Raw genomic sequence first — 18,289 nt, 5'->3', positions numbered from 1 at the left:
AACCAGGCCGAGACCCCTTCCCGTCACTCATTGCATACCATGGTGCTTCCCTACGCGTTCAGGCGGCTTTTCGTGAATCTGCCACGGCCAGCGAAACAGCTGCTGTCCGTGGCGGTGGACGCCGCCATCTTGCTGGCCGCGTTCCACCTGGCGTTGTGGCTGCGTTTCGAACTGTTCTTCCTCACGCCCCAATATCTGCTGCTATCTGTCGTCGCCTGTGGTGGCGGCGTCATGGCGATGGGCGCCCTCGGCGTCTATTACTACATCCTGCGCTACATGAGCGAGCGCGTGATCCTGTCGATCGTCGGCGGGGTTCTCGTGTCGGTGATGGTGGTCACTGCGGCCAATACCTTCCTGCATATCTCTACCGGTCTGTCGCGCGGCGTCCTCGTCATTTATGCCTCGTTGGCCCTGGCGGGCCTGCTGGCCACGCGTTACCTGGCCCGGCGAGCGCTTTTTCCCAATGACGCACGTGTCAGCGCGGAACGCGAGCCAGTTCTGATCTACGGCGCCGGCGGGGCAGGATCGCAATTGGCGATAACGCTGCGCGCCGGCCCGCATTACTACCCGGTCGCGATGCTGGACGACAACCCCAAGAAGCACCGCCTGGTGGTGGCGGGTCTGCGCGTGCACGCCCCCTCGCAATTGGGCCGTCTCATCACCAAACATAACGTGCGCCAACTGTTGATCGCCATGCCCTCGGCCTCGCGGCCTCGCATCCGCTCGATCGTGGAGATGGCCGAACCGTATCACCTGCGCATCCGCCTGGTACCCAGCATGAAGGAACTGATTGAGCCGTCCAACGGCGTGCGCCTGCGTGACGTCCAGGTGGAGGACCTGCTGGGTCGCGACCCGGTAGCGCCGATCGCGCAGTTGCTGGGGCGTTGTGTTTCGGACCGCATCGTCATGGTCACGGGAGCCGGCGGCTCCATCGGTTCGGAACTGTGCCGCCAGATTGTCGCCCTGCAACCGCGCAAACTGATTCTTTTCGAAGTTTCCGAAGCGGCGTTGTATAACATTGAGCAGGATATTTCGCGCCTGGTCAAAAGCGACGAATGCGAAATCGTCGCGACGCTGGGTTCAGTGCGTGATAAGGAATACTGTCTCGATTTAATGCGACGGCACGCGGTGGAAACCATTTATCATGCCGCCGCATATAAGCACGTTCCCCTCGTCGAAAACAATATTGTCGAAGGCCTGCGCACTAACACCTTCGGTACGCTCATGCTTACCCAGGCTGCCATCCAAGCCGGGGTCAGGGATTTCGTGCTGATTTCCACCGACAAGGCGGTGCGGCCGACCAACGTCATGGGCGCTTCCAAACGCATGGCCGAACTAGTCCTGCAGGCCCAGGCGCAGATCCAGAGCGCCACCCGCTTTTCAATGGTCCGCTTCGGCAACGTATTGGGCAGCTCGGGCAGCGTGGTGCCACTGTTCCGCAAGCAGATCCTGGCGGGCGGCCCCATCACCCTGACCCACCCCGACATTACCCGCTACTTCATGACCATTCCCGAAGCCGCGCAATTGGTGCTGCAAGCGGGCGCCATGGGCGGTTCCGGCACCGTCATGGTGCTGGACATGGGCGCCCCGGTTCGCATCCAGGAATTGGCGGAACGGATGGTCCGGCTCTATGGCCTCACCGTGAAGAGCGCCGACCAGCCCGACGGCGACATCGAAATCCGGGTAACGGGCCTGCGCCCCGGGGAAAAGCTCTACGAAGAGTTGCTAATTGGCGACAACGTCACGGAAACGCCACATCCCCGAATCATGCAGGCGACCGAGTGTTGCCTGCCCCATGCCGAGCTCATGACGCAACTAGCCGCCCTCGATATCGCGCTGGCGGCTTGCGACCAGATCGCCGTCCTGCGGCTGTTGCGCCAAATAGTCAGGGAATATTCCCCCGCGCAACACTAAAAGTTGTCGACAGCATCCAGTTATTGCCAAAAAGGCTGCGCGAGCGAACTTTTGACTCAACTGGCTACAGAGCTCAGCACCTTCCTCCCTGCCCGCCCGAGGCCAAAGCCGCTAAACTAGCGCCGTGAAAACTGGTAAAGATTTCGTATGCCGGCAAAGCTTACGAAACTTTACGCTATGGCAGTTCCTTTTCAATAGTCTATAGCTATTGATATCTCGGGCCAGCCGCATCGCATTAATGAGAATCCTTAACGATAAGCGGATCGAGAATCATCGCGCGGGTTCCGGTTGGTTTTAACTTGCGGATACCCGTTAATTATTTCTATTTCAAATAAAGACATCAGGGAGTTATCTTGAAAGTACTCGTCACGGGCGCAGACGGTTTTATCGGCTCTCACCTTACTGAAACCCTGATCGCTCGGGGATACGATGTCCGTGCTTTCGCGCTGTATAACTCGTTCAACTCCTGGGGTTGGCTGGACCAAAGCCCGCGACATATCCGCGAGAAGCTTGATGTCTTTTCGGGTGACATCCGCGATCCGCACGGCGTCAAGGCGGCGATGCAAGGCTGTGACGCCGTACTGCATCTGGCAGCCCTGATTGCCATTCCGTTTTCCTACCATTCGCCGGACACTTACGTCGACACCAACGTGAAGGGTACGCTGAACGTGCTGCAGGCGGCACGCGAATTGGGTGTGAAACGCGTCATTCACACCTCGACCAGCGAAGTCTACGGCACGGCACGTTTCGTTCCCATTACCGAAGAGCATCCATTGCAGGGCCAATCGCCCTACTCCGCCTCCAAGATCGGGGCGGACCAATTGGCCTACTCGTTCTACGCCTCGTTCGATTTGCCGGTCGTGATCGCCCGGCCTTTCAATACCTATGGCCCGCGCCAGTCGGCCCGCGCCGTCATCCCGACCATCATCACCCAGATCGCCAACGGCCAGCGCCAGATCAAACTGGGCGCGGTGTCGCCGACTCGCGATTTCAACTTCGTCAAGGACACCGTTTCCGGCTTCATTGCCGCCCTGGAAGGCAATGGCGGCCAGGGCGAAGTCGTCAACTTCGGCAGCAACTTCGAGATTTCTATCGGCGACACGGCGAAGCTGATATCCGAGGTAATGGGCGAGGAAATCCAGATCATCACCGACGAAGCGCGCCTGCGTCCTGAGAATTCCGAGGTGGAACGCCTCTGGGCCGCCAACGCCAAGGCCAAGGCGCTGTTCAACTGGGAACCGACTTACGCGGGTCGCGACGGTTTCAAGCGCGGACTGGAAGAAACGGCGCAATGGTTCAAAGATCCCGCCAATCTCGCTGCTTACAAAGCCGATCGCTACAACATCTGAGTCGTAGACATGTCCACACCATATCAGTCCTTGCAAGATCAGCTGCTACACGGCCTGAACCAGGTCCTTGGCAAGCCCGAACCGCTCACGGCCCTGCATGAACCTGAATTCCGCGGTAATGAGTGGGCCTACGTCAAAGAATGCATCGATACGGGCTGGGTTTCGTCGGTCGGCAAGTACGTGGATGAATTCGAGCGCCGATTGGCCGAATTCACCGGTTCGCGTCACGCCGTCGCTGTCGTCAACGGCACTGCGGCGCTGCATATCGCGCTGCAACTCGCCGGCGTTCGCCCTGGTGACGAGGTGATCGTTCCCACACTGTCCTTTGTCGGCACCGCCAATGCCGTCGCACACTGTGGCGCGATCACGCACTTCGTCGACAGCAACGACATCAACCTGGGACTGGACCCAGGAGCACTGGCCGCCCATTTCGCCAAGATCGCTGAAAAGACGTCGGAAGGCTTGCGCAATCGTGAAACAGGCCGCCGCATTGCCGCGATCGTGCCGATGCACGTTTTCGGCCTGCCGATCGACATGGAAGCGCTGCTGGCGGTATCCGAACAATACGGCGTCCCCATCGTGGAAGATGCCGCGGAATCGCTGGGCAGCTATTTCAAGGGGCGCCATACCGGTACATTCGGCAGGCTGGGCATCCTCAGCTTCAACGGCAACAAGGTCGTCACCACCGGCGGCGGTGGTGCCATCCTGACGGACGACCCCGAGCTGGCTCGACGCGCGAAATACCTGACCACGACCGCCAAGCGCCCGCACCGCTGGGAGTTCTACCATGACGAAGTCGCGTACAACTATCGACTGCCGAACATCAACGCGGCGCTAGGCTGTGCACAACTGGAGAGCCTGCCAGATTTCTTGAGCCGCAAGCGCCGCCTGGCGGAGACCTACCAACGCGCATTCGAAGGCGCGACCGATCTCCGCCTAGTCTGGGAGTCGGGCGAAGGGAAAAGCAATTACTGGCTCAACGCCATCCGCCTCAACAAGGCGGACATGGAAGCGCGCAACACCCTGCTGGATGCCACCAACGAACGCGGCTACCAGTGCCGTCCGGTCTGGATGCTGCTGCATCGCCTGCCGATGTACGCACACAGCCCGCGCGCCGACCTTTCCATCGCCGAGTCGCTCGAGGCAAGCCTGATCAATATTCCCAGCAGCGCAAAGCTGGCAGGATCCCTCGCATGACTGCATCACGCAAAATTTGCGCGGTAACCGGATCACGGGCGGAATACGGCCTGATGCGCAGCCTGCTGGGCGCCATCGCGGCCGATCCCGCGCTGACATTGCAGATCGTTGCTACCGGCATGCATCTTTCGCCGGAATTCGGTATGACCTATCGCGGCATCGAAGAGGACGGATTCCGTATCGATGCCAAGGTGGAAATGTTGCTGTCGGCTGACAGCCCGGTGGCAGTCACCAAATCCCTGGGACTGGGCGTGATAGGTTTTGCCGACGCATTCGATCGCCTCGCGCCGGATATCGTCGTCGTCCTGGGAGATCGCTTCGAGATCCTGGCGGCCGCGCAGGCAGCCATGCTTGCATGCATCCCCATTGCTCACATCCACGGCGGAGAAACGTCTGAGGGCGCGTTCGACGAGGGCATCCGCCACGCCATCACCAAGATGGCCCAGTGGCACTTCGTCGCGGCCGAGCCCTATCGTCGACGCGTGGTGCAGCTAGGCGAGGCGCCGGATCGTGTCTTCAACGTCGGAGCCCCCGGCCTGGATATCCTTGCCACGGCAAAATGGATGAACCGGGACGAATTGGCGACGTCGCTCGACATGGAGTTGGGCAAGCCGCTCTTCGTGGTGACCTACCACCCAGTCACGCTCGAAAGTCGGTCTCCACGCGACGCCATGATGCAATTGCTGGGTGCGCTCGCGGCTTTTCCTCAGGCCACCATCGTGTTTACCTACCCCAATGCCGACACCGGTGGCCGTGTGCTGATCGACTGCATTGATCAATTCGTCGCCCGTAATCGCTCACGCGCGAAAGCTTTCGTTTCGCTGGGGCAATTGCGCTATCTGAGCCTGATGCGAGAAGCCGATGTGGTGATCGGCAACTCCTCCAGCGGACTTACCGAAGCGCCCGCAATGAAGCGGGCCACGGTAAATATCGGTAACCGTCAAAACGGCCGCCTCAAGGCGTCCTCGGTGATTGATGCAACGGACGACCAAGCGAGCATCATCGACGCTATCGAACGGGCTCTTTCCGCCGAATTCGTCTCGCGCCTGCCTGCCACGCATTCTCTTTACGGACAGGGCGACGCGGCAGCCGCCATCGTTTCGATCCTCCGCTCGGCCACACTTTCTGTCCAGAAAGCTTTCTTCGACATCGCGCACGAGTATTGATATGTCAACTTACGTCATTGCCGAAGCCGGTGTGAATCACAACGGCTCGCTCGATATGGCCAAGCGCCTGATCGACGCCGCCGCCGATGCCGGCGTGGATGCGGTCAAATTCCAGACCTTCAGCGCAGCCAAGCTCGTCGCCAAGCATGCGCCCAAAGCGGATTATCAGAAGCGCACGACCGACGCGCAGGAAAGCCAGTACGAGATGATCAAGCGCCTGGAACTGTCGGAAAAAGACCACGATGTACTGCTCGCCTATGCCCGATCCAAAGGCATCGAGTTTCTTTCCACGCCTTTCGATTCGTCGAGCCTGCTGCTATTGACCGAGCGCTTCGGCATCTCGACCATCAAGGTATCGTCAGGCGACATTACCAACGCCCCCTTTCTGCTGGAAATAGCGCGTGCGGCGCGGCACGTGATCATATCCACGGGCATGTGTACATTGACCGACGTCGAACTCGCGCTCGGCGTCCTGGCATTCGGTTTTACCCAACCCACGAATGCCGTGCCGGAACTGGACGGTTTTTCGCAGGCCTTCGCATCGGATGCAGGCCAAGCCGCGCTGCGCGAGCGCGTATCCGTTCTGCACTGCACCACCGAATATCCCGCCCCCTTTTCGGAAGTCAATCTGCGCGCCATGGATACCCTGGCCGCGGCATTCCGCCTGCGCACCGGCTATTCGGACCATACGCCTGGCATTCACATTCCGATCGCCGCGGTCGCCCGTGGTGCTCAGGTCATCGAAAAGCACTTCACGCTGGACCGCAATCTCCCCGGCCCCGATCACAAGGCGTCGCTCGAGCCCATGGAACTGAAAGCGATGATGCAGGCGATTCGCGACATCGAAGGCGCCCTGGGTAATGGCGTCAAACGCCCGACCGCCACCGAATGGAAAAACCGCGCCATTGCTCGCAAGAGCCTGGTCGCAGCAGAACCAGTCAGCAAGGGGGCGCCTTTGGCGGTTACGTGCAAACGCCCGGGTTCGGGTATGTCGCCATATGAATTCTGGCGGATCAACGGCAAGCCGGCCAGCCGCGACTACGTGACGGACGAACTGCTGGATGAATAACGTGCCAGTGATCCTGCTGGCGGCAGGCGGCCATGGACGCGTCGTGTTGGACACGCTGCTGACATCGCACGCCTCCGTTGCCGGCATTCTTGATGCCGGGCACTCCCCAGGCAGCCAGCTCTTTGGCGTCGAAGTGCTGGGGGATGACAGCTGGCTGGAGGGCACGGGATCGGGCCAGGTGCTACTCGCCAACGGGCTCGGCTGCATACCCGGCAGCAACTTGCGCATCCGTATTTTTGACACCTGGAAGGCTCGCCACTTTGCATTCGCCTCGATCCGGCACCCCAGCGCCGTCATCGGCCGCGAAGTGGCGCTGCACGAAGGCAGCCAGATCATGGCGGGCGCGGTCGTGCAGAATCGGACAACGATCGGCGTGAACTCGGTGATCAATACCCGCGCGAGCATTGACCATGACTGTCAAGTCGGCCCGCACGTGTTCGTGGGCCCGGGCGCAACGCTTTGCGGCAACGTCCATCTGCAGGCGCGTTGCTTCATTGGCGCCGGCGCCACACTGCTGCCCGGCGTGCAAATCGGAGAAGGCGCGATCGTCGGCGCGGGCGCCGTGGTTACACGAGATGTCCCGGCAGGCGGTTTGGCCAAAGGCAATCCCGCTATCTATAAAAGAATGGATTGAACATGAAAGACTGGAAAAAAGTGGCGGTTGCGCTGGAAACTTCGCTGCGGGACGCGATAGCCCTCATAGACAGCACCGGTCTGCAACTGGCCCTGGTGCTGGATGCCCAAGGCCGCCTAAATGGCATTCTGAGCGATGGAGACATCCGCCGGGCCGTCCTGCGCGGCTGTGATCTCGCAACGCCGACCCAAGAGGTCATGAATCCCAATCCGACCACCGCGCCCCATTCCGCCACGAGCTCGGAGTTGCTGGCGCTGATGCGCCGGAAGGTGCTTCATCACGTACCGCTGGTGGATGAACAAGGCCGCGTCGTCGACCTTGCAACACTGGACGCCCTGACCGGCGTGCTGGAACACCCGAATTGGGTCGTCCTGATGGCCGGTGGCCTCGGCAGCCGGTTACGGCCCCTGACCGAAACCTGCCCCAAGCCAATGCTGCCCGTGGGCGGTAAACCGATCCTGGAGAGCATCCTGGAGAGTTTTGCGGAACAGGGCTTCCGTAAGTTCTTCCTGTCGGTCAATTACCTGGCGGAATCGATCCGCGAATATTTCGGCGATGGCAGCAAATGGGGCGTGCAGATCGAATACCTGCACGAAGACAAGCGGTTGGGTACGGCGGGCGCGTTGTCTTTGCTGCCAAATCGACCGAATGCGCCGATTCTCGTCATGAATGGTGATCTGCTGACGCGTGTTCGTTTCGACAACATGCTGAAGTTCCATAACGAGCATTCTTCGCTGGCGACAATGGCCGTGCGCGAGTATGACTTCCAGATTCCCTACGGCGTGGTGCGTACCGACGGCATCCACATCTCGTCCATCGAGGAAAAACCAGTACAGCGCTATTTTGTGAACGCAGGCATTTACGCGCTTTCGCCCGAAGTGTTCGAGCACATTCCAAGCAATACATATTTCGATATGCCGACATTGTTCGAAAGGATCCTTGCCAGCGGCAACACGACCTCGGCATATCCTGTCCGGGAGTACTGGTTGGATATCGGACGCCTTGAAGAATTCGAGCGCGCCCAGCGCGAATGGGGCAATGGCAGTGATTAACAACCAGCGCATCCTGGCCGTCATCCCGGCGCGTGGTGGCTCCAAAGGTGTTCCGGGCAAGAACATCCGGCCAGCGGGCGGCAAGCCTCTGATCGCCTGGACCATCGAAGCCGCGCGCCAGTCGACCTTGCTGGATCGGGTTATCCTTTCTTCGGACGACTCGGCTATCATCGCGGCCGCGAAACAGTACGGCTGCGACGTGCCGTTCATCCGCGACGCCGAATTGGCGACGGACACGGCCACCACCATCGACGCCATCCTGGACGCGGTACAACGCTGCCAGGGATTTGATTGGGTCGTGGTGCTGCAGCCCACGTCCCCACTCAGGACATCATCAGACATAGATCAGGCGATCAGAAACTGCGTCAGCGCGGGAGCACCCGCATGTGTGTCAGTGTGCGAAGCGCAGGAGAGCCCCTATTGGATGTACGTCAATCGGGATGGTGAACGGCTGCAGCCGTTGCTGCCCGATTGCAGTGCCACACGGCGACAGGATCTGCCCCGAGTTTATTCACTCAACGGCGCAGTCTACGTTGCCAATATTGAATGGTTGAAGCGGGAGAGAAAATTCCTGTCCGCGGAAACCGTTTCATACGAAATGCCGCTCGGTCGGTCGCTGGATATCGACACCGAAGCAGACTTTGTTCAATTGCAGACTTTACTGGGAGATTCCTAACATGTTTCGCTACCCGCGCCGTCGCGAATTTGACATTGAACCGTTCAAGAAGGAGTCGCCCCCTCACGGAACCCTTTACGGCCTTCCCGAGGAAGTCGCCTTCTGCCAGAAGTGCGTGATTTCCAATCAACGTCCCAATTCGGCCGTTGAATACGGGCACACTAAAGACAGCAAGAAAAAGACCATTCACTTCGATGGCTATGGCATTTGCGACGCTTGCCGCCTGGCAGAGCAGAAGCACGGCAAAATCGACTGGGCGGAACGCGAGCGCGAATTGCGCGAACTGTGCGATCGCCATCGCAGCAAGGATGGTTCGTATGACTGCATCGTCCCCGGATCCGGTGGCAAAGACAGCTTCTACGCTGCGCACATGCTCAAGACCAAGTACGGTATGCATCCGCTTACCGTGACCTGGGCTCCGCACATCTACACCGAATGGGGTTGGAAAAACTTCCAGAGCTGGCTGCATGCCGGCTTCGACAATTTCCTGTGTACGCCGAATGGCCGCGTGCACCGTCTCATCACGCGCCTGGCGGTGGAAAACCTGTTCCACCCGTTCCAACCGTTCATGTTCGGCCAGAAAGCGTTGGCGCCCAAGATGGCGCTGTTGCACAAGATCCCGCTGGTGTTCTACGGCGAAAACGAAGCCGAATACGGCAACCCCATCGCCGACACGCAGACCGCCAAGCGCGACTGGTCGTACTTCACCGCTGACGACAAGTCCAAGATCTACCTGGGCGGCACCTCTGTCTCCGACCTGCAGACGGAATTCGGCGTCGACGCTCACGAGCTGCAACCGTACCTGCCCGCCGATCCCGCCCAGATCGAGAAGGAAAAGGTCGAGGTGCACTACTTGGGCTACTACCTCAAGTGGCACCCGCAAAGCTGCTATTACTATTCGGTCGAACATGGCGGCTTCCAAGCCTCGCCCGAGCGCACTCCCGGCACGTACAGCAAGTACAACAGCATCGATGACCGCATCGATGATTTCCACTACTACACGACGTTCATCAAGTTCGGCATCGGCCGCGCCACCTATGACGCCGCACAGGAAATCCGTTCTGGCGACATCACGCGCGAAGAAGGCATCGCGCTGGCCAAGCGGTTCGACGGCGAGTATCCGGAGCGCTTTGCCGACGAGATCTATCGCTACCTCAGCATCCCGGCCAACGAGTTCCCGCAGGCCTCCAAGATGTTCGAACAGCCGATCATGGACTACGAGTACTTCATGCATCTGGCCAACACCTTCCGCTCGCCGCACCTGTGGAAGTTCGAGAACGGTGAATGGAAGCTGCGTCACCACATCTGGGAAGACGGGGTCTAAGGCATGGCTGGCGTTCGTCTCATTCCGAGGTTGGACATCAAGGGTCCTAACCTCATCAAGGGAATTCACCTCGAAGGACTGCGGGTCGTCGGCGATCCGCAGGAGTTCGCTCGTCGGTACTACGAACAAGGCGCCGACGAGTTGATCTACATCGATATCGTCGCCAGCCTCTACGGCCGCAATAGCTTGCGTGACATCGTGAGCCGCACTGCGCAGGACGTCTTCATTCCGCTCACGGTGGGTGGAGGCGTGCGTTCGGTGGACGATGTCCGCGAGTTGCTGCGCGCGGGCGCGGACAAGGTTGCCATCAATACGGCGGCGGTGAATCGACCCGAATTGATCACCGAAGTCTCCCGCACCTTCGGCTCCCAATGCATGGTGCTCTCCGTTGAGGCCAAGCGCGTCTCTCCGGGGCACTGGGAAGTGTTCACCGACAACGGCCGGGAACGCACCGGTCGTGATGTGGTGCAGTGGGTGCAACGCGCCGTCGAACTGGGCGCGGGTGAGATCCTGCTGACCTCGGTCGACCAGGAAGGCACGCGCAAGGGGTTCGACGTCGAATTGGTCAAGGCCGTGACCGCTGTTTGCCCGATTCCTGTCATCGCCAGCGGTGGCATGGGCAACGTCGATCACGCGCTCGACGTATGCGAGAAGGGGCAGGCTGACGCCGTGGCAATGGCCGACATCCTGCATTACCGTCGGATGGAGTTGCCCGATATCCGTCAGCAACTGCAGGATCGTGGCGTCTCGGTTCGCCACCTGGAAGAAGGGCAATAATCATGTCGAAAACCGTTACTGTCGTTGACTACGGCATCGGCAACATATTCAGCGTCACACGCGCTTTCGAGAAATGCGGCGCCAAGGTCATCGTATCCGGCAATGCCGAAGAAATCATGGCCGCCGAACGCCTGGTCCTGCCTGGCGTCGGCGCGTTTTCCAACGGCATGCAGGGCCTGCAATCCCGAGACCTGATCGCCCCGATCAAGGACTACTCGGCCTCCGGCAGGCCGTTGCTCGGCATTTGCCTGGGAATGCAAATGCTGTTTACGGAAAGTAAGGAATTCGGCTCCCACCAAGGCCTGGACATCATCAGCGGCACCATCGCTCCGATCACCCCGCACGATGACGCCGGGCGAGACATGAAAGTGCCCCATATCGGTTGGAGCAAACTCAATCGGCCTAATCCCGAGGCACATTGGGAGGATTCGATTCTCAAGCATCTGGGCGCCGATCCGTATTGCTACTTCGTGCATTCGTTTACCGCCGTGCCAACGGAAGAGTCGTCGCGCCTGGCCGACGCACAGTATGGCGATTGCCGCATCTCCGCGGCGGTCCGTAAGGGTAATGTCTTCGGCTGCCAATTCCACCCGGAAAAGAGTGGCGCGACCGGTCTGAAGATCATCAGTGGTTTTTTGGAGTTCTAAGATGCGCAGAGTCAAGATCGTAGGTGCAGGCCAACTGGGCAGCCGCCATTTGCAGGCGCTGAAAGCGGTTGCAACGCCGCTTGATATCACTGTCATCGACCCCTCCGCCGACTCCCTGCGCGTGGCAGAAGAGCGCTACAACGCCGTGGCGTCTGATACGCCACATCAGATCTCCTTCAGCTCGGAGTTCGAAAAAACTGGCGATACCGACGTGGCTATCGTGGCAACCAGCTCGAACGTGCGTTTCGCCGCCCTGCAACGTCTGGTGGACGCTTCACCAGTCAAGAATCTGGTGTTGGAAAAGCTGCTCTTCAATCGCAAGGATGAGTACACCGCGGCAGCCGAATTGCTCAAGGCCGGCAACATCAACACGTGGGTGAACTGCCCCATGCGCATGATGCCGGTCTACGAACACATCCGTTCGATCGTGGGCGGATCAAGCCTGTCGTATCGCGTGACCGGCAGCCAGTTTGGGCTGGTCACCAATGCCATCCATTACATCGACCATGCCGTCCACCTGACCGGGCAGAACGCATTCAAACTGGACACGTCGGCCCTGGACAATGCGCCTATTCCGAGCAAACGCGCGGGTTTCCTCGAACTCAACGGCACGTTGCGCGCCACTTTCGCCAATGGCAGCCAGTGCGAAGTCACCTGCTATCCCGATGGCGATGCGCCCGTGATCGTCGAGATCTTCAATCAAAAGCACCGTTTCATCGTGCGCGAGTCCGAGCGCAAGCTCTGGTACTCGAGCCATGCCACGTCGTGGGCTTGGGAAGAACAGGAAGCCCAGATCCCGTTCCAGAGTCAGTTGACCACTGAAGTCGTCAACCGCCTGCTCGCCACGAACCAGTGCGGCCTCACGCCGTACGCATCTTCCATGGAAACGCATCTGTCGCTACTGGATCCCTTGGCCGTGCTTGTCCGCACGCACGCCGACGAAAGGAACCAGTATCCGTTCACGTGACGCGACGCGTCTCACAAGGATCCAGACTATGACCCAGACCAACACCGTACTGCTGATCGGCTCCGGCCCGATGGCAGTCGAATACGCCAAGGCCCTCAAGGCACTGAAAGTCACGCCGGTAACGGTGGGGCGCGGCGCCGCTTCGGCCGAGAAATTCACGACCGAGACCGGCCTGCCCGCCAGCACGGGCGGCATCGAATCCTGGCTGCGCGAGCACAAGGACAATCATCCCGATCGCGCCATTGTCACGGTCGGTGAAAAATGGCTTGGCGTCGTCACGCTGCAGCTGATCGAACACGGTTTCAAGGAAATCCTGGTCGAAAAGCCTGGTGGTCACGATGCCGATGAGATCCGCGCCGTCGCGAACGCCGCCCAGAAAGCCGGTGCGAACGTGCTGGTGGGCTACAACCGTCGCTTTTACGCCTCGGTCGTACAGGCCCAACGCATTATTGCCGAAGACGGTGGGGTCACATCCTTCAACTTCGAATTCACCGAATGGGGTCATGTGATCGCCGATATTCCAAAGGAAGAAGGCGTGAAGGAAGAGTGGTTCCTGTCCAATTCCACCCACCTGATCGATCTGGCGTTCTATCTCGGTGGCAAGCCGCAAGAATTGTCCGCATTCTCCAGCGGAGCACTCGCTTGGCATCCTTTGGCGGCCGTCTTCGCTGGTGCGGGACGCAGCGAGAATGGCGCCCTGTTTTCTTATCAAGCCAACTGGGCAGCCCCCGGCCGTTGGGGCCTGGAAGTGCTGACCAACAAGCACCGCCTGATTTTCCGTCCGGTCGAGAAACTGCAGATTCAAAAAATCGGCAGCGTCGCGATCGAGCCGGTCGAAATCGACGACACACTGGACAAGGACTATAAACCCGGACTCTATGACCAGACTCGCGCCTTCCTGAACCGGGAGGCCGGCCGTTTGCCTACGATTCAGGACCAAGTCGAAATGCTGGATTGGTACCAGCGCATTCGGGGAGACAGGGGCTGATCTTGCGGAACGTCGAATCACATACGGATTCCGCGATCTCGCTGCTCTGCCTTTACTATCCTCAGCAGTTGCTGCCGGCGCTGGCTTCGTTGATCAGCCTCCGACGTGCTCAGGCAATGGCCGAAGACAATCCGGCCATTGCCTTGATCTGGATGCCCCCCGGGACGCCACGGGAGATCCGCGAACGCCGGTTGAAGACTTTCTCGGCATTGCTGGACCAGTTCCCGTGGGTGAAGCTCTTGGCGCCGTCCGACAAGGAGATCCGCAACCACCTGTCGCAACATCTGACTGTCATGCGCAAAGCGGCGTACCTGCGAGGATTGCTCGCGTCGCCGGGAATTTCGGATATGCACTACGCGCATGACATCAGCGCGGACTTTCTTGCCCAGTCGGCGATGCAGGCCTTCCCGCGGGCGACGCGCGTCTGCTATGGCGACGCCTTGGGTGTCGTGTATGAGAATTCCTATTTCGAATCCGTGACGTATCCTCTGAACGATCTACGGGTGTTGCTGAAAGAACCCGTGGGATATGCCCGCAACATCGCAGCAAGATTGCGCCGAAGGTGGCTTCGCCCTGGCCGAACCCGCCAGTTGGAAGCCACCCATGCGTCTCTCATTCTGCCCTGCGATCCAGGGCAGAATTTTCTGCGGAACAAGAGCATGCTGCCGGTCCAACGTCGCTTGGTCCTAGACCTGCTCCAAGCGCTCTCCAGCGGGCTGCGCAACCACAAGTTGGGACGACTGCCGACCTGCGCGGGGCAAGAACAGACCTGTCTGATGATCCTGGGATCTTATGCGGAATCCAAGCTATGCGCGGTCGAAAACGAAGTGGCGCTATACGTAGACGCGGCGCAACGCCACGTACCCGCCGGCAGCACACTAATCTTGAAACCCCACCCCGCCTCTCGCCGTGAAAAGGTCGTCCTGATCGCGCAAAGCCTGGGGGCCCGCTATCACGTCGGAATTGTGGATGAGGAAATGGATGAAGTGCCGGTGGAAACACTGGTGGACGCGACTGCGCAATTACGCATTCTGTCCTTTTCCTATGTTTCAGTCTCGATGACGTACTTGGGCGCGCGACATGTCGAGCATGTAATGACGGATGAACTCATCGACTCACATTTCCCACCCAAGACCCGCGATTGGATACGGGACAGCAACGAGCTTTACCTGGGTCAACTAATGGCCGCATCCAAGCTAAACATGCATTCGGAGAGTTTGCCATGTCCAGAATAACGACAATAAGCGCCGAGAAGTCTTACTCGGTATGGCACGTTCTGACTGAACTGTGGCACTACCGGGGCTTGATATGGGCGTTCTCCGCGCGTGACCTGAAAGTCAAGTATTTCCAGACGGTATTTGGCCCCCTCTGGGTCGTCCTGACGCCATTGATCACTGTCGGCGTCATGACGTTCGTCTTTGGCCTCATGGTGAAGATCCCGTCGGACGATTTGCCATACCTGATGTTCTACCTGGTGGCGATTGTCCCCTGGTATTCATTCATCGCTGTTCTGAACCAGAATATATCTTCATTGGAAGCGCACGCCTCCCTGATCAGTAAGATCTACTTTCCGCGCCTGATCATCGGCGCGTCCTATGCTGTCAACGGCACCGTGGACTTTCTGGTCGGCTACGTGGTGGCATCGTTGTTTGCACTCCACTTCGGGCTTTGGTCGATCAAGTTCCTCATGGTCATGCCGCTGCTGCTCTTGATCCAGACGTCATGGGCGGTAGGATTGGGCTTGATGCTCGCGCCGTTCAATGCTCGCTATCGTGACGTCAAGCACATCATTCCGCTCTTCATTCAGCTCTATTACTTTGCCAACCCCATCATGTACCCGGTATCCGTCGCGCCACATTGGGCTCAATGGATATATACGATGAATCCGTTCGCCGTCGTGATCAACACGTACCGTTCTGCGCTTAACGGACACCCCACCGACTGGATGGCAGTACTCGTGGCGCTCTCCATCTCATTGGGCGTGCTTGCCGTTGGCGCGGTCGTTTTCATCCGCAAGGAAAAGAACATGGTGGACGTGCTATGAGTTGGAGCATCCAGGCAGAATCCGTGTCCAAGCGGTACAAACTTGGCACCGCCGTCAAGCCCGCTGTCGACACGCTTTACCAGACGATCGAGCGCCGCGTCAGTGCGCTGGCTCAGTCGTTGACCGGTCGTGGTAAACCGGAGGTCGAGCAACACCGCGACGCGCAGCCGGCCAAGGCGCCCGGCCATCTCGTTTTGTCCCCGGAGCAGATGATGGACTGCCCTCCGGGCCATTTTTGGGCGCTCAAGGATGTCTCCTTCCAGATCGAGGAAGGCGACCGCGTCGGCATCGTCGGCAAGAACGGCTCGGGCAAGAGCACACTGCTGAAGATCCTGTCGCGTATCACCACCCCCACCTCCGGCCAGTTCCGCTTCCGCGGACGCCTGGTCAGTCTGCTCGAAGTGGGCACTGGGTTTCACCCGGATCTCTCCGGCCGCGAGAACATCATCCTCAATGCCAAGATCAACGGCATGACGTCTCGCGGTATTCGGCAGGTTTTTAACGACATCGTTGATTTCTCCGAGCTGGGCAGACAAATCGACACGCCCATCAAGCGCTACTCGTCAGGCATGTACATGCGCTTGGCGTTTTCTGTTGCCGCGCACCTGGAATCCGAGATTCTGATCGTCGATGAAGTGCTGGCCGTGGGTGATGCGGGGTTCCAGAAAAAGTGCCTAGACAAGATGCTGGAGGTCTCCGGTCACGGCAGAACCTTGCTGTTCGTCAGCCACGATATGAACGCCATTTCATCGCTGTGCAATAAGGCGCTGGAAATGTCGCATGGCCGCATCGTCGTGGCGGACCCATCCTCCGACCAAGGCGCGCCGGCACCGGACCAGCACGGATTGCGCGCCGTGGAAAAGGCGATTTCGGACTACGTTCTGGAAGGCGGCCGCAGGTCCGAAATCACATGGCCGGTGGAATCTGCGCCAGCCATGCTGGATGGCGGCGTGCGAATCCATCGTGTCTGGGTTGCCGATGCAGAAGACCGGCCGGCCGAGGATTTCGACGTATCGGAAGATATTCATGTGAGCATCGAATTCGATGTTCTGCGGCAGGAACACCGGCTGAACGCGCATATTTATGTCTTCACGCTGACTGGGCAGAGACTGTTTGTCTCCATGGACAACCAGGTGGGCATGGACAGCGAGGGCCCGCGCCCCGTTGGACGCTATCGGGAAACCTGCACTATCCCACGCCATTTCCTGGGCGAAGGTACTTTCCGCGTGGAAGTCATCATCTGCACCAACCCCACCACGCCCAATTACATCGCGGTGGCAGATGCCGTTTCCTTCGGCGTGAACGATGATCGTCGATCGCGCGAAACGCGTGGCGACTGGGAACGGGAATGGCCGGACTATCCCATCCGTCCGCGCCTGCAATGGAATATCGAAAGAACCGGTGACGGCCCGCAATGAGCATCCACCCCCGCTACGTTCACTTCCCCTGGCAAAAGGACTATTCGGCACAGCCGAATCTGTTCTGGCCGAACGTCATGTCAATCGCGCAGCCGGGCTATCGCTCCAACGCGTTGAATATTGACGCGTTCGGTTTTCGGGTGCAGTACGACAGCGAAGGGATGGAAATCGACCTGGCTAGTGCGCGCGAGCGCTATCCGGCATGTACGCTGCTACTCGGCAACAGCACTTCTTTCGGTGTTGGCCTGACCTCGGATCGCAAGACGCTGGGGCATTATTTCAGTCGCCCAGGCATTCCTTGCATCAATTTGAGTGTGCGCGGCGCCACAATGCAACAGGAACAGGCGCTGTATCTGAGTCATCGACATTTGCTACCACCTGTGGAGCGCATCATTCTGGTCACCGGCATTTGCGATATCACCATCGCCACCCAGCCCGAAGACCAATGGTCCGACGCCGTGGGAGGCATGCATTCGAGCCAGGTCTATTTCAAGCAGCACTATGCCCGCATCGACGCCGCCGGTGACCTCCCCCATCAGGCCAAGCGCAGGTTCCTGACCTGGGCCGAAGAACGCTACATGAAATGGCCCTGGCTGCAGCGCCAATTCGAGAAGCGGGCGGCAACTGAGCCCACCCCCGCGTTCACCAAGCCGGCTACGGCGACCGATTTCGCGGCCGCGCTGCCCAAGATGCTGCGCGTAATGGCCAATACCCTGACCAACTGGGGCGATCTGGCAAAAGGCAGGGGCATTCCCGTGGACGTCATCCTTCAACCTATTATCGGTTGGACCACCAAACCCCTGAACGCGATCGAGCGCGAGTGCTTCGAAGCAGACCTGCTGCGCATACCGCAGCTTGCGCTGTACACCAACGCTGCAACTCACCGCCAGGCGGCAACGCTCATGCAACAGGCCTGCCTGGAGCATGGCCTGGGTTTTCGCGACGCCAATCTCCATTTCGATAAGCTCGAAGGCAAGGACGCACTCTTTTCAGACGTTTGCCATTTGACCGACGCGGGGACCGATGCGCTGGCCTCCTGGATGTCGAACCCGGCCAATTAGAGAAGA

General features: G+C 59.3%; 17 protein-coding genes. All 17 read left to right on the top strand.

Going from position 1 to position 18,289, the window contains the following annotated elements:
- Window positions 1-39: 39 nt before the first annotated feature.
- The 17 genes from ACN6O8_RS23935 to ACN6O8_RS23855 all read left to right on the top strand — a co-directional run bounded on the left by ACN6O8_RS23935 (window position 40) and on the right by ACN6O8_RS23855 (window position 18,283).
- Window positions 40-1,914 (top strand): polysaccharide biosynthesis protein, encoded by a 1,875-nt coding sequence (locus ACN6O8_RS23935; RefSeq protein WP_427993467.1) that lies wholly within the window; start codon window positions 40-42, stop codon window positions 1,912-1,914.
- Window positions 1,915-2,267: 353 nt separating this feature from the next.
- On the top strand, window positions 2,268-3,263 hold the full coding sequence (locus tag ACN6O8_RS23930; protein WP_427993466.1) for an NAD-dependent 4,6-dehydratase LegB: 996 nt from the start codon (window positions 2,268-2,270) through the stop codon (window positions 3,261-3,263).
- 9 nt (window positions 3,264-3,272) lie between these two features.
- The gene (locus ACN6O8_RS23925; RefSeq protein WP_427993465.1) at window positions 3,273-4,460 is read left to right on the top strand and encodes a LegC family aminotransferase; all 1,188 of its coding nucleotides are present in this window, start codon (window positions 3,273-3,275) and stop codon (window positions 4,458-4,460) included.
- Window positions 4,457-5,626 (top strand): UDP-N-acetylglucosamine 2-epimerase, encoded by a 1,170-nt coding sequence (gene neuC, locus ACN6O8_RS23920; RefSeq protein ID WP_427993464.1) that lies wholly within the window; start codon window positions 4,457-4,459, stop codon window positions 5,624-5,626. Before ACN6O8_RS23925 ends, neuC begins: the two co-directional genes overlap by 4 nt.
- Window position 5,627: 1 nt before the next feature.
- Window positions 5,628-6,695, top strand: a complete 1,068-nt coding sequence (gene neuB / locus ACN6O8_RS23915; protein ID WP_427993463.1) for an N-acetylneuraminate synthase — start codon at window positions 5,628-5,630, stop codon at window positions 6,693-6,695.
- Complete coding sequence (locus ACN6O8_RS23910; RefSeq protein WP_427993462.1) at window positions 6,688-7,329, top strand: acetyltransferase; 642 nt, start codon at window positions 6,688-6,690, stop codon at window positions 7,327-7,329. Before neuB ends, ACN6O8_RS23910 begins: the two co-directional genes overlap by 8 nt.
- A gap of 2 nt (window positions 7,330-7,331) precedes the next feature.
- Complete coding sequence (locus ACN6O8_RS23905) at window positions 7,332-8,381, top strand: nucleotidyltransferase family protein (protein WP_427993461.1); 1,050 nt, start codon at window positions 7,332-7,334, stop codon at window positions 8,379-8,381.
- Window positions 8,368-9,057 (top strand): cytidylyltransferase domain-containing protein, encoded by a 690-nt coding sequence (locus tag ACN6O8_RS23900; protein ID WP_427993460.1) that lies wholly within the window; start codon window positions 8,368-8,370, stop codon window positions 9,055-9,057. Before ACN6O8_RS23905 ends, ACN6O8_RS23900 begins: the two co-directional genes overlap by 14 nt.
- Before the next feature lies 1 nt (window position 9,058).
- Entirely contained in the window at window positions 9,059-10,381 is a 1,323-nt protein-coding gene (locus ACN6O8_RS23895) for an N-acetyl sugar amidotransferase (RefSeq protein WP_427993459.1), read from the top strand.
- Window positions 10,382-10,384: 3 nt separating this feature from the next.
- The gene (gene hisF, locus ACN6O8_RS23890) at window positions 10,385-11,158 is read left to right on the top strand and encodes an imidazole glycerol phosphate synthase subunit HisF (protein ID WP_427993458.1); all 774 of its coding nucleotides are present in this window, start codon (window positions 10,385-10,387) and stop codon (window positions 11,156-11,158) included.
- A 2-nt stretch (window positions 11,159-11,160) separates the two neighbouring features.
- Window positions 11,161-11,805 carry an imidazole glycerol phosphate synthase subunit HisH gene (gene hisH, locus ACN6O8_RS23885; protein WP_427993457.1) on the top strand — a complete coding sequence of 215 codons (645 nt, stop codon included), beginning with the start codon at window positions 11,161-11,163 and terminating at the stop codon, window positions 11,803-11,805.
- 1 nt (window position 11,806) lies between these two features.
- On the top strand, window positions 11,807-12,772 hold the full coding sequence (locus tag ACN6O8_RS23880) for a hypothetical protein (protein WP_427993456.1): 966 nt from the start codon (window positions 11,807-11,809) through the stop codon (window positions 12,770-12,772).
- A gap of 28 nt (window positions 12,773-12,800) precedes the next feature.
- Entirely contained in the window at window positions 12,801-13,760 is a 960-nt protein-coding gene (locus tag ACN6O8_RS23875) for a Gfo/Idh/MocA family protein (RefSeq protein WP_427993455.1), read from the top strand.
- A 2-nt stretch (window positions 13,761-13,762) separates the two neighbouring features.
- Window positions 13,763-14,995 (top strand): hypothetical protein, encoded by a 1,233-nt coding sequence (locus ACN6O8_RS23870; protein ID WP_427993454.1) that lies wholly within the window; start codon window positions 13,763-13,765, stop codon window positions 14,993-14,995.
- Window positions 14,983-15,804: an ABC transporter permease gene (locus ACN6O8_RS23865; protein WP_081335530.1), complete on the top strand. Its 822-nt coding sequence runs from the start codon at window positions 14,983-14,985 to the stop codon at window positions 15,802-15,804. Before ACN6O8_RS23870 ends, ACN6O8_RS23865 begins: the two co-directional genes overlap by 13 nt.
- Entirely contained in the window at window positions 15,801-17,222 is a 1,422-nt protein-coding gene (locus ACN6O8_RS23860; protein ID WP_427993453.1) for an ABC transporter ATP-binding protein, read from the top strand. The genes ACN6O8_RS23865 and ACN6O8_RS23860 overlap by 4 nt, the downstream gene beginning before the upstream one ends.
- Window positions 17,219-18,283, top strand: coding sequence for a hypothetical protein (locus tag ACN6O8_RS23855; protein ID WP_427993452.1), 1,065 nt, complete (start codon window positions 17,219-17,221; stop codon window positions 18,281-18,283). The genes ACN6O8_RS23860 and ACN6O8_RS23855 overlap by 4 nt, the downstream gene beginning before the upstream one ends.
- The last annotated feature ends 6 nt before the right edge of the window (window positions 18,284-18,289 follow it).

The organism is Achromobacter sp. (assembly GCF_050285565.1).
Lineage (GTDB): Bacteria > Pseudomonadota > Gammaproteobacteria > Burkholderiales > Burkholderiaceae_B > Achromobacter.
Note: the sequence above shows the minus strand (reverse complement) of the source record. Positions and strands in the feature narration are given on the sequence as shown.